Origin of the sequence: Mycolicibacterium psychrotolerans, assembly GCF_010729305.1 — a bacterium.
Taxonomy (GTDB): Bacteria; Actinomycetota; Actinomycetes; order Mycobacteriales; family Mycobacteriaceae; genus Mycobacterium; species Mycobacterium psychrotolerans.
The window spans coordinates 3,759,323-3,771,497 of sequence record NZ_AP022574.1; the positions used below are offsets into that span (position 1 = coordinate 3,759,323).

Here is a 12,175-nt window from a genome sequence, read left to right on the forward strand (position 1 = left end):
AGCACTGCTCTCGAAAGTCCAACCGAAGGGAAGCCACGATGTCCGAGCGCTACGACGTTCCGGGGCCGGCCACGCGCCTGTTCAACGGCCTGATCCGCCGACTGGCCGAGAAAGGAGTCAGCGTCCAGGGCAGCACCGCGCTGCGCGTGCGGGGCCGAACGAGCGGCGAGGTGCGCCCGGTGGTGGTCAACCTGCTCACCGTCGACGGCCGCGACTACCTCGTCTCACCCCGCGGCAACACCCAGTGGGCCCGCAACGTGCGCGCCGCAGGCACGGTGGAGACCGGTCCGCGCCGCCGCGCCCGGCGCCGCGGCGTCGTGGAGGTGCCCGACGAGGCGAAAACCGCGCTGCTGAGGCGGTACCTCGACCGGTGGTACTGGCAGGTCAAGGGCCACACCGGTGGGCTCACACCGACGTCGAGCGACGCCCATATCCGTGCGGTCGCCGCGTCGATCCCGGTGTTCGAGATGACGGGTTAGGGCTGCGCCGCCACCGGGGTGATCTGCGCGGATGCGGCGGAGATGGTGTCCGCGCGCGCCTCCTGGCTGGCCGTCTGCCAGGACACCGCCGCCGGGAACGTGCCCCAAGTGCTGTTGAACACGCCGATGAGCACGGTGCGGCCGTCGGGCGTGCTGGTGTACACCGGCCCGCCGGAGTCCCCCTTGCGGCTGACCACGCCGTTGGCCATCGTGAACCAGCCGTTGTTGACCGCGTCGACGGTGCCGCAGCTTTCCCCCGTCACCACGCCGAAGTGGCACACCGGCATGCCCGCCACCGGCAGCACGGCCGGGTCGGTGACCAGGACCCTGCCGCTGGGCAGCACGTTGTTGACCGCGGCGGTCGGCAGTAGCTGGATCACCTCCCAGTCGGCGATCTGGTGGTTGGTGTCGATCGTGGTGCCGTCGGGGGTGTTGTCCCGGAACGAGACCTGGGTGCCGATCACGGTGCCGCCCTTGTCGGTGACGGTGCCCGAGGCCCGGCAGTGACCCGCCGTGAACGCGATGCGGGTCTGCGGATCGACGTAGCCCAGGGTGCACAGCACCGAGTCCTGGTGGATCTCCATGCCCGGGTGGACCAGCACGTCGGGCTGGGCGTTCGCCGGAGCCGACGGCACCAGCAGTGTGGCCAGGGCGGCCAGCAGCGCGGGCAGCATCCTCGGTCCTCGCGACGGCGGTCGGTTCGACACAGCCCCTCCACTCTCCCCGGGTGAGTTCTCGGCGGCCGCCGGGACATCGGGGTGATACCCGTGTGCTCCGACGGTGTAACCGGCTCATCGCGGGTCGATAACGGGGCGTTACACCGGCGCAGCACAGGCTCGTGTCAGGAGTCGAAGCCCAGACCGGCGGCGTCGAGGGCGCGCAGCAACAGGTTGCGACGCCCCGCGGAGTGGTCGGCCCGGTCCAGCGACCACCGGGTGGCCTGGATCCCGGCACTGGCCAACGGCTCGGGCGGGAACGGCAGCGGCTTGCGGCGCACCATCTCCAGCCGGGTGCGCGGCGTGGAGACGCCGTCCAGCAGATCCAGGCACACGTCCGCGGCGAACCGGGTGGCTCCGACGCCCAAGCCGGTGAACCCGTTGACGTAGGCGACGCGGCCTTCCCGTGCCAGCCCCCAGTGGGCGCAGAACCGGGTGTTGGTGTCGATCGGACCGGCCCAGCGGTGGGTGAAGCGCACATCGTCGAGGGCGGGGAAGGTGAGGAAGAAGTGGGCGGCCAGCCGCCGGTAGCTCTCGGCGCGGTCCTCGTAGGTGGACTTGACCCGCCGGCCGAAGTGGTACACCGCGTCGTAGCCGCCCCAGACGATCCGGTTGTCCATCGACAGCCGGTAATAGTGGAACTGGTTGGCGGAGTCGCCGATCCCCTGCCGGTTGCGCCACCCGATGCGGTCGAGCTGGGCGTCGGTCAGCGGTTCGGTGGCCAGCACGTAGTCGTAGACCGGCACGGTGTAGAGCCGGTTGCGGCGCAGCAGGCTGGGAAACACGTTGGTGGCCAACACGATTTGCCGGCACGTCAAGGCCGGCCCGTCGGTGTGCACCCGGATCGACGCGCCGCCGGAGTCGATGCTGCGGGCCGTCGTGTGCTCGAAGATCTCCACGCCCGCCTCGCGGCAGGCCCGGGCGAGCTCGAGGGCCAGCTTCGCGGGGTTGACGATCGCGCAGTCGTCGGCGCTGTAGAGCCCGGCCAGATACGTCGGCGAGTGCACCTCCTCCCGCACCCGCGCGGTGTCGAAGAACTCGCCGTGCTTGTCGGCGGCGGCTTCGGCCAGCCAGGCCACCTGATGCTGCTCTGTGGCCACGGTCAGCATGCCGGTGCGCTGCCATTCGACGTCGAGGCCCAGCTCGGCGATCTCTGCGGCCATCCCGTCGAGGTTCTCCATGCCCAGCGCTTCGAGGGTGTCGATCTCGTCGGGCCAGCGTGACTTCCCGTTGTCGTAGCCATGAGTGAGGCTGGCGTCGACGAACCCTCCGTTGCGCCCGGACGCGGCCCAGCCGATGCGGTCGGCCTCGATCAGGATCACCCGCCGGTCGGGATGGCGGCGTGCGGCGTGCAGCGCGCTCCACAGCCCGGTGTAGCCGCCGCCGATGACCAGCAGGTCGGCGGTGACGGGACCCGACGGCGGCGGGTAGTCCGGCCGCGCCGTGTCCAGCCAGACCGAGCCCAGCGTGCTGCCGGCCAGCGACGTGTCGATCAGCGCGGGGTCGACAGGGGCATCGAAGACGGTCTTCACACCGCGCAGACTACGTCGTGGCGCGCGCCGCCGTGTCCTTCCCGGCCACGCTCGCCGGTTCCCACCCGGGCGGGCCGAAGATGTAGCCGAGCTTGTCCCGGAATCTCCGCGCGGCGCGCACGTCGCGGCCGATCGCGACGTACTCGCGCGTCTGCAGGCGCCAGATGTTGAAGGTGTTCACCGGTTTGGTCAGCCCGTAGTGCGGCCGGAACACCTCGGGCTGGAAGGTGCCGAACAGCCGGTCCCAGATGATCAGGATGCCGCCGTAGTTCTTGTCCAGATAGATCTGGTCCATGCCGTGGTGCACCCGGTGGTGCGACGGGGTGTTGAACACGAACTCGACGGCCCGCGGCAGCGTGCCGATGCGCTCGGTGTGGATCCAGAACTGGTAGACCAGGCTGACCGAGAAGCTGAAGAACACCATCCATGGCGGAACGCCCAGCAGCGGCAACGGGATCCACATCAGGATCTCTCCGCTGTTGTTCCACTTCTGGCGCAGCGCGGTCGCGAAATTGAAGTACTGACTGGAGTGGTGCGCCTGATGGGTGGCCCAGATCAGCCGGACGCGGTGGGCGATGCGGTGGTAGCAGTAGAACAGCAGATCCACCCCGACGAGCGCGATCACCCACGTGTACCACTGGGTGGCCGACAGGTGCCACGGCGCCAGATAGGTGTAGATCGCCGCATACCCCAGCAGCGCCAGGAACTTCCAGGCGCCCATCGTCGCGACCGACACCAGCCCCATCGAGATGCTGGCCCAGGAGTCGCGTGTCAGGTAGGCCCCGGCGGCGGGCCGTCCCGGCTCCGGTGACTGCCCTTGCGAGACAACGTGTTCGAGCTTACGTGCGGCAGTCCACTCGATGAGCAGCAACAGCAGGAAGAACGGGATCGCGAACAGCACCGGATCCCGCATCTGCGGCGGCAGCACGTCCAGGAAGTCCACGTCGCTCCCCCGCTCCTACCGGAAGCTCAGGACGTCGTCGCCCCAGGCGCGGCGTACCGGTCCGTCGAGGTCGTCGGTCACCGAGTCCTGCCGGTCGATGACCAGCGTGGCGCGGTCGTCGGCGCCGTAGGGCCGCCACTGCGGCTCACCGACGAGGCCGGCCGGCACCCCGTCCCTGGCGAAGTTCGTCCAGCGCGCGCGGACGCGGCGCGACACCTGCTCGCCCGCCGCGCGGCCGCCGAGGGCGAACATCGGGTCGCGGCGCACCGCGCCGAGGTTGCCCCAGACGAACGGCAACTCGGTGGCGTGGGCGGCGTGCAGGCGCAGCAACCGCAGCATCGGGGTGGCGAAGTCGAATCGGTACAGGTACACCGGCGCGGAGGTGCGGTGGCCGTCGGCGAACCAGATCGAGGGCATCCGGAAGCCCAGGTCGCCGGCCAGGCCCAGCCCCTTGCCCTTGCGGCGGCCGCGGTAGATGCCCTCGAGCCGGCGCTGCTCGGGCAGCGAGAGATCCGGCTGCTCGGCCGCGATCTCGGCGAACATCGCCCGGATCGATTCCGCCTTGATCGGCATCAGCGGCGACTTCATGTAGCGGAACAGGGCCGCCTCATTGCGGTTGGTGCCGATGATCAGCGGCACCGGATGGGTCTGTCCGGCCCGCGCCAACCGCACCGGGTAGTCGGGGACGATGTCGCGGTCGACGATCGGCGCGAAGGCCAGCCGGCCCGGGGTGTGCACCGGTACTTCGTCGAAGACGGTGCGCGACGCCGTCACGATCGCCTCGATGGGCAGTTCCGCGAGCCGGGACAGGTCGTCGCGGCCCACTCCGACGACGTCGAGGAAGCGCGCGGCGATCCGGCTGGCCGGCTCCGCATCGTAGGACGACGTGACCGGCGAGCTCTGCGCGATCGCGGCGTGGAACAGGCCCTTCGCCGCGGGGCTGCCGAGCAGCGTGGTCACCACGCCTGCGCCGGCCGATTCGCCGAAGAGCGTGACCCGTCCTGGGTCACCGCCGAAGGCGGCGATGTTGTCGCGCACCCATTCCAGCGCGGCGAGCACGTCGCGCAGGCCGAGGTTGGTGGCGAACCGTTCGGAGTCGGCGCCCAGGGTGGCCAGCTCGAGGAAGCCGAGCGCGCCGAGCCGGTAGTTGACGGTCACCACGATGACGTCGCCGTCGGCGGCCAGCCGGCGGCCGTGGTAGAGCGGCTGGCTGGCCGAGCCGAGGATGTAGGCGCCGCCGTGCACCCACACCATCACCGGCTTGGCGGCACCGGCTCGGGTGCCCGACGGCGCCCAGACGTTGAGGCGCAGGAAGTCCTCGCCCTGCGGGGCGCCGAGGTCGATCGGGATGCGGGGGTCGGTGGGCTGGGGGCAGACCGGTCCGACCCGGGTGGCGTCGAACGGTTCGGTCCACGGAATCGGCGGCTGGGGCGCCCGCCAGCGCAGATCACCGACCGGCGCGGCGGCGTAGCGGACCGCCTTCCACGACGCCACCACCCCGTCGTCGAGGCCGCGGACGGGTCCGTAGGTGGTGTCCACAACCGGCCGTCCACCCGCATTGCTGCGGGTCGTCGCCTCCGCGGTCATCGCTGATCTCCTTCGATCGACAGCCGGTACGTAACTGTACCAGCGGCGTGCGCCGCCGAGACGGCCCCGACGGCGCGGCACGACAAAGATTCTCGCTGCTCACAAGTCTCCCGCACCGCGCCGCCCCCTCCCTACGGTGCCGCCATGACCGCCGACATCATCGCCCGAGCCCGTCGACCGTCACCGCACCGCCGTTGCTGCGCACCGCGCGCGACGCGCTGGCCGCCGCAAACCGGGTCGCCGCCGCGATCGCCCCGGGCAGCGCCGAGCGGGAACGCGCCGACGCCGTGCTGACCCCGCAGCTGCTGCTGTCGCACTACGTCATCGCGCACAACATCGCCGGGCTGGGCGCCCGGCAGCCCGCTCCGCGGATCTTCGCCGACCTGCTCGCAGGCGCCCAGCTCGGCAACGCCACCGCCGAGCGGGGCACCGCCCACGCACTGGATCGCCGGACCACGGCGACCCGGCGCGTCGGCGACTGGGTGGTCAACGGCACCAAGTACTACGCGACGGGCACGCTCGGCGCGGCGTGGATCGCGGTGTCGGCGCGGATCGCCGACCGGGACTCGGCGGACACGGCCACGCTGTTCGTGCGGCCCGACCAGCCCGGCGTCACGCTGCATCTGGAGGAGTGGTCGGCCTTCGGGCAGCGCGGTACACGCAGCGGCCGGGTCACGCTGCGCGACGTGACCGTCCCCGCTGACCTGGTGATCGACGAGGGCCCGCCGCCGCACCCGGCCGACGCGCCGCCCAGCGTGGCGGGCGCCTTCGATCAGGCGCTGCACGGCACCCGGCCGCCCCGGCTCGGGCTGGTGTACTGACCCCTACCGCCGCCGGCCGGCCAGCACCCCGCCGAGCACGAGCAGGCTCACCCCGGCGACCACCACGCTGAGCAGCCCGACCCGCAGACTCGCCGCGTCGGCCACCACCCCCACGATCAGCGGGGCCCCCAGGAAGCCCACCCGCATCAGCCAGGTCAGGATCGTCAGCCCGGTGCCGGCGCGCAGTCCCGGCAGTTTGTCGGCGGCGCGCATCGCGGCGGGCACCGCGGTGGCGACCCCCAGACCGGCCGCCGCGAAGCCCGCGATGCTGCCGGGCACCGACGGAAAGGCCAGCGCCGCACCCATTCCCGCCGCGGTGACGGCGCCCCCGGCCCGCGTCACGGCCCGCTCCCCGAACCGGTCGACGAGGCGGTCCCCGATGAGCCGTCCCACGCACATGCACCCCACCAGCGCGACGTATCCCAGCGCGGCCACCGGGCCCGGCGCGCCCAGGCTGTCCCGCAGATACAGCGTGGCCCAGGAACTTCCGGCGTCCTCGACGGTGGCGCCTGCGATCGCGATCCCGACCAGCGCCAGCAGCGTCAGGTACACCGCGGCGCCGGCCGGTGCGGTCCCTTCGCGCCGGGCCGGGTGGTCGTCGTGGTCGGGGCCGTGCAGCAGGAACGGGTAGGCCGCGGCGGCGACGGCACAGAACAGCACCGCGGCGGCGCCCAAGTGGACCGGCCGCGGCAGGTGCACGGCGATCGCGCCGGCGGCCATCAGCCCGCCCGTGACGGCGCCCACCGCCCACACGGCGTGCAGCGAGTTGATGATCGACCGGCCGTACTGTCGTTGCAGCCGTAGGGCGTTGACGTTCTGGGCGACGTCGGTGATGGCGTCGGCGGCGCCGGCGACGAACAGCGCGGCGGCGAGCACCAGCGGCGCGGGAGCCGACGCGGCGATAACGATGAGCACGGCGAGCACCACGGTGGTGGCCAGCGACACGCGCGCGGAGTCGTACCGCCGGATCAGCGTCGCGGCTGCCGGGCCGGCGATCAGTGCGCCCGCGGAGAACGACGCGACCGCGCCGCCGAGCATCGCGTTGGACAGGCCCAGGTCCGTCTTGATCTCCGGCAGCCGGGGCAGCAGGTTGGCGAACAGCGCACCGTTGGTGAGGAAGACGGCGCCGATCGCGACACGGGCCCGCCGGTCGCGCGCCTCGCCGACGTCGAGCGGGTGTGGCGGCATGGTGCACCGACCCTACCGGGCGTCCTGCGCCGTCGACGCGACGCGGCACCGGCGGTGGGGGCAAGATTGCGCCATGCCCGAGCAGGAGCGCACCGCGTCGCTGATCGACCTCGCCACCCGGTACGGCGTGGCCACCGATTACGACGACTGGACCGGCCGGCGGGTGACGGTGCCTGCGACCACGCTGGTCGCCGTTCTGGCCGCGCTCGGCGTGCCCGCGGAGACGGAAGGGCAGCGCGCCGAGGCGCTCGCCGCTCACGAGCACGCTCACTGGGCGCGCTCCCTGCCCGCCTCGATCGTCGCGCGCACCGGGGTTGCCACACCGTTCTGGGTCCACGTGACGCACGGCGACCCGGTCGGCCTGTGGCTGCGGCTGGAGGACGGCAGTGTGCGCACCGGTCTGCGTCAACTCGAGAACAACCGGCCGCCTTACGATCTGGACGGTCGACTGATCGGCGAGGCGACCTTCGAACTGCCCGCCGATCTGCCCGTCGCCTATCACCGGCTGCATCTGCAGGTCGGCTCGTTCGACGCCGCGACGACGGTGATCGTGTCTCCGGCGCGGATCGCGCCGCCCGCGCGGCTGGGCCAGAGCCGGGCGTGGGGACTGTCCACCCAGCTCTACAGCGTGCGATCGCAGAAGTCCTGGGGCATGGGCGATCTGGCCGACCTGACCGATCTGGCGGTGTGGTCGGCCGCCCGGCACGGCGCCGGGTTCGTGCTGGTCAACCCGCTGCACGCGGCGGCTCCGACAGCCCCGATGGAGCCCTCGCCGTACCTGCCGACGTCGCGCCGGTTCGTCAACCCGCTCTACCTGCGGGTCGAGGCGGTGCCCGAATACGCCTACCTGCGCCACCGCAGCCGGATCCGCAAGGCCAGGGCCCAGGTGCAGGCGCGGGCCGACCGCTCGAAGCGCATCGACCGTGACGGCGTGTGGAAGGCCAAACGCGCTGCGCTGCAGAGCATTTACCTGGTCGAGTTCTCGGCCGGCCGCGACATCGCCTACCAGGCGTACTGCCGGCGCGAGGGCCGCAGCCTCGACGACTTCGCGACGTGGTGCGCGCTGGCCGAGCACCACGGCGCCGACTGGCACGGGTGGCCGGCAGAGCTGCAGCATCCGCGCGGTCCTGCCGTCGCCGACTTCGCCGCCGAACACGCCGCCGAGGTGGATTTCCATCGTTGGCTGCAGTGGCTTCTCGACGAGCAGCTGACCGCGGCGCAGGCCACCGCGCTGTCGGCGGGCATGGAGCTCGGCATCATGGCCGACCTGGCGGTCGGGGTGGATCCGGACGGCGCGGACGCCTGGGCGCTGCAGGACACGCTGGCGCTCGGGGTCACCGCCGGTGCCCCGCCCGACGAGTTCAACCAGCTCGGTCAGGACTGGTCACAGCCGCCGTGGCGCCCCGACCGCCTCGCCGAGGCCGCATACGAACCGTTCCGGGCACTCGTGCAGGCGGCGGTGCGGCACGCGGGCGGCGTGCGCATCGACCACATCATCGGGTTGTTCCGGCTGTGGTGGATCCCGCGGGGTGCGCTCCCGACGGAGGGCACCTACGTCCGCTACGACCATGAGGCGATGATCGGCATCGTGGCGCTGGAGGCGCACCGGGCCGGGGCGCTGGTCGTCGGTGAGGATCTCGGCACCGTCGAGCGCTGGGTGCGCGACTACCTGCGCGAGCGCGGCCTGTTCGGCACGTCGATCCTGTGGTTCGAGGCCGACCACGACGGTGCGCCGCTGCCCGCCGAGCGGTGGCGGGAGACCGCCCTGTCCGCGGTCACCACCCACGATCTGCCGCCGACCGCCGGCTATCTGGCCGGCGAGCACGTGCGGCTGCGCGACGAACTGGGTCTGCTTGCTCAGCCCGCCGCCGAGGTGCTGGAGACCGACCGGGCCCATCAGCGCGCCTGGCTGACCGAGCTGCGCCGCGCCGGACTGCTGCCCGACACCGACGCCGACGACGACACCGAGGAGGTCGTGCTGGCCCTGCACCGCTACCTGGGCCGGACGCCGTCACGACTGCTGGCGATGTCGCTGGCCGACGCCGTCGGCGAGACACGCACCCAGAACCAGCCGGGGACCACCGACGAATATCCCAACTGGCGGGTCCCGCTGGCCGGTCCCGACGGGCGGCCGGTGCTGCTCGACGACGTGTTCGACGACCCCCGGGCGGCCGCGCTGTGCGAGGTGATGCGCGCGGCGGTCAAGCCCGCCGCGGGCTGAGCCCCGACCGGCGATGTAACGCCTCGCGCCTGCGCAGCGGTTTCACATTCGTCACCGCTGCGATATGTTCGCACCGCGTCACCGACCCGAGGAGAGAGTTGTCGTGAGAAAGCTCGTCGTGTTCAGCGGTGGCCTGGTGGCCGCCGGAACAATCGCCCTGGTCGGGGCCGGTGCTGCGCTGTCCCAGCCGGCGGGGGCGCCCAGCCCGTACAACGTCACCGGCGAGCAGTACGGCCGCGCGCTGGCCATCCTCAAGAGCCAGGGCATCAAGGCCTACTTCGGCGGCTCCCGCGGCAGCGTGCTGCCGCAGTCGGCCTGCCTGGTCGACCAGCAGAAGGTCACCAGCGGCGGACGCATGCTGTTGTCGCTGGACTGCACCCAGGCCGCCGCCGACCAGATCAAGGCGCAGGGCCCCACGGGCGGTCCCACGGTGGGAGCCAACGGCGTCACCACGGTCACCCCCACGCCGGTCGTCCCGATCGCCGGCGCCCCGGGTGCCGGGGCTCCGGTCGCCGGTGCGCCTCAGCAGATCCCCGGCGGACCGGCGATCCCCGGGCAGCCGCTGCCCGCAGGCTGACCATCGTTCAGCTAACTGGTACCCGCGTTCCCACCAATCGTTCCGGGGGGTCGTAGACTCCCCGTCATGCTGCGACCGCGCCGATTCGCCGACGAGATCGATCCGGGCCCCGTGCAGATCCAGGCCCGCAAAGTGGCGTTCGACGTCGCCGATGTCCCCCTGCACTGGATTCCCGACCATCCGGTCGCCTCGCACGTCATCAGTGTGCTCAACCTGGTGCTGCCGGCCGGCGAACGCTGGTTCGTGCAGACCTTCAACGAGGCGCTGCCGATGGTCCGTGACCCGAAGCTCGCCGATGACATCCGCGGGTTCATCGGCCAGGAGGCCACTCACGCGGACGTGCACGACGCGATCCTGCACGACTTCATGGTCCAGCGCGGCGTCGATCCGGCGCCGATCCTGGCCCAGGTGGAGCACGTCTTCTCGCGCGTGTTGGCGCCGCTGGACTCCGCCGACCCCACCCGGCGGATGAACCACCTCTGCGACCGGCTGTGGATGATCGCCGCGATCGAGCACTACACGGCGGTGATGGGCGACTTCGCATTGAACTGCTCGTGGGACCAGCACGGCGCCGACCCCACGCTGACCGACCTGTTCCGCTGGCACGGCAGCGAGGAGGTCGAGCACCGCAGCGTCGCCCACGACGTCGCAACCTACTTCCACGACAGCTACCTGGCCCGGATACGGGCGATGACGCTGTCGGCCACGATGCTGTTCGTGTTCTTCCAGCGCACGGCGTGGTACCTGCTCAAGAACGATCCGGCCGTCGACGCCGGCTGGTGGGCGTTCAACCGGATGCGGATGCGCGACTCCAGGCTGGGCCTGCTGCCGCGCTACCGCCAACTGTTCGGGTCGGGCACGCTGACCTACTTCCGGCCCGGGTACTCGCCGGAGCAGTTCGGCTCAACCGCCCAGGCGGTCGCCTACCTGGCCACCTCGCCCGCGGCGCGCGCCGCGCACCTGTGATGCGGCTGCTGCCGCACTACCGGCAGACCCCGCCCAGCGCGTCAGGTCGCAGCAGGCACGACCCGGTGCTGGCGCTGGCCGGCGCCGGCATCTCCGGGCTGTTCGCCGCCACGGCACGCCGCCAGATCTCCCCGCCCGCGCGCCGCGACGACACCATCGCGTTGACCATCGCGCGGCGCCGCGTCGTCGCCCGCGACCAGGACGTGGTGGAGCTGACGCTGACCGCGGCCGGCGGCGGGCCGGTACCCCGCTGGTACCCCGGCGCCCATCTTGACCTCCACCTCCCCAGCGGCCTGGTCCGGCAGTACTCGCTGTGCGGTGATCCCGCGGTGGCCGACGCCTACCGGATCGCGGTGCGCCGGATCCCCGGCGGCGGCGGCGGATCGGGCGAGGTGCACGACGCGCTCCCCGAGGGCGCCGTCGTGCACACCCACGGCCCCCGTAACGCGTTTCCGCTGACCGTGCCCGGTCACGGGTCCCCCACGCGCCGGTTCCGCTTCGTCGCAGGCGGGATCGGGATCACCCCGGTCCTGCCGATGCTGCGGGCGGCCCGCCGCCTCGGGGTGGAGTGGTCGATGATCTACACCGGCCGCAGCCGCGACAGTCTGCCGTTCCTCGACGAGGTCGCCGCCTACGGGGCCGCCGTCCAGATCCGCACCGACGACGAATCCGGGTTACCCAGCGCCGCAGCACTTCTCGGTGACTGTCCGACGGGCACCGCGGTGTACGCGTGCGGTCCGGCGCCGATGCTGAGCGCGGTGCGGTCGGCGCTGGCCGGCCGCGACGACGTCGAACTGCACTTCGAGCGCTTCGCCGCGCCGCCCGTGATCGACGGCAGGGCCTTCGAGGTGACCGTGGCCTCGACCGGCGCGTCGATCGCCGTAGCCGAGGACGAGACCCTGCTCGGCGCGCTGCGACGCGCCGGCGTGCCGGCGCCGTACTCGTGCCGGCAGGGGTTCTGCGGGACCTGCCGCACCCGGGTGCTCGACGGTGCGGTGGAGCACCGCGACACGCTGCTCACCGATCCCGAGCGCGCCGTCGGCCAGATGCTGACCTGCGTCTCCCGGGCCGCCGGTACCTCGCGCCTGACGCTGGATCTGTAGGCACGTCGGTAGGATCCGGCCATGCCGTTGGCTCCGGGCGCG

11 protein-coding genes are annotated in these 12,175 nt (G+C 72.1%); 6 read left to right on the forward strand and 5 right to left on the reverse strand.

All coding sequences use genetic code 11. From position 1 onward, the window contains the following. The first annotated feature begins 38 nt into the window (after window positions 1–38). Window positions 39–479 (forward strand): nitroreductase/quinone reductase family protein, encoded by a 441-nt coding sequence (locus tag G6N45_RS18350; RefSeq protein WP_163723544.1) that lies wholly within the window; start codon window positions 39–41, stop codon window positions 477–479. Here the strand turns inward: G6N45_RS18350 and G6N45_RS18355 are convergent. From G6N45_RS18355 to G6N45_RS18370, 4 genes are all read right to left on the reverse strand, one after another. After that, a complete protein-coding gene (locus tag G6N45_RS18355) occupies window positions 476–1,153 on the reverse strand; it encodes an Rv1815 family serine proteinase (protein WP_163723545.1) in 678 nt (225 codons plus the stop codon). The two genes, G6N45_RS18350 and G6N45_RS18355, sit on opposite strands and share 4 nt — an antisense overlap. 167 nt (window positions 1,154–1,320) lie before the next feature. After that, on the reverse strand, window positions 1,321–2,727 hold the full coding sequence (locus tag G6N45_RS18360) for an NAD(P)/FAD-dependent oxidoreductase (RefSeq protein ID WP_163723546.1): 1,407 nt from the start codon (window positions 2,725–2,727) through the stop codon (window positions 1,321–1,323). Between the two features lie 10 nt (window positions 2,728–2,737). Continuing rightward, window positions 2,738–3,640 (reverse strand): sterol desaturase family protein, encoded by a 903-nt coding sequence (locus G6N45_RS18365; protein ID WP_163728647.1) that lies wholly within the window; start codon window positions 3,638–3,640, stop codon window positions 2,738–2,740. Window positions 3,641–3,685: 45 nt separating this feature from the next. Next, the gene (locus G6N45_RS18370; protein ID WP_163723547.1) at window positions 3,686–5,257 is read right to left on the reverse strand and encodes a carboxylesterase/lipase family protein; all 1,572 of its coding nucleotides are present in this window, start codon (window positions 5,255–5,257) and stop codon (window positions 3,686–3,688) included. A 194-nt stretch (window positions 5,258–5,451) separates the two neighbouring features. Between G6N45_RS18370 and G6N45_RS18375 the strand changes: the two genes are divergently transcribed. Further along, on the forward strand, window positions 5,452–6,078 hold the full coding sequence (locus G6N45_RS18375) for an acyl-CoA dehydrogenase family protein (RefSeq protein ID WP_163723548.1): 627 nt from the start codon (window positions 5,452–5,454) through the stop codon (window positions 6,076–6,078). 3 nt (window positions 6,079–6,081) lie between these two features. Here G6N45_RS18375 and G6N45_RS18380 read toward each other — a convergent pair whose 3' ends face one another. Further along, window positions 6,082–7,266, reverse strand: a complete 1,185-nt coding sequence (locus G6N45_RS18380; protein ID WP_163723549.1) for an MFS transporter — start codon at window positions 7,264–7,266, stop codon at window positions 6,082–6,084. Window positions 7,267–7,339: 73 nt separating this feature from the next. Here G6N45_RS18380 and malQ point away from each other — a divergent pair, with 73 nt between their 5' ends. From malQ to G6N45_RS18400, 4 genes are all read left to right on the forward strand, one after another. Then, the gene (gene malQ / locus G6N45_RS18385) at window positions 7,340–9,487 is read left to right on the forward strand and encodes a 4-alpha-glucanotransferase (protein WP_163723550.1); all 2,148 of its coding nucleotides are present in this window, start codon (window positions 7,340–7,342) and stop codon (window positions 9,485–9,487) included. A 103-nt stretch (window positions 9,488–9,590) separates the two neighbouring features. Then, window positions 9,591–10,064 (forward strand): hypothetical protein, encoded by a 474-nt coding sequence (locus G6N45_RS18390; protein ID WP_163723551.1) that lies wholly within the window; start codon window positions 9,591–9,593, stop codon window positions 10,062–10,064. Window positions 10,065–10,130: 66 nt separating this feature from the next. Continuing rightward, window positions 10,131–11,030 carry a metal-dependent hydrolase gene (locus G6N45_RS18395; protein WP_163723552.1) on the forward strand — a complete coding sequence of 300 codons (900 nt, stop codon included), beginning with the start codon at window positions 10,131–10,133 and terminating at the stop codon, window positions 11,028–11,030. Next, window positions 11,030–12,133, forward strand: a complete 1,104-nt coding sequence (locus G6N45_RS18400; RefSeq protein WP_163723553.1) for a PDR/VanB family oxidoreductase — start codon at window positions 11,030–11,032, stop codon at window positions 12,131–12,133. Before G6N45_RS18395 ends, G6N45_RS18400 begins: the two co-directional genes overlap by 1 nt. Window positions 12,134–12,175 lie beyond the last annotated feature (42 nt).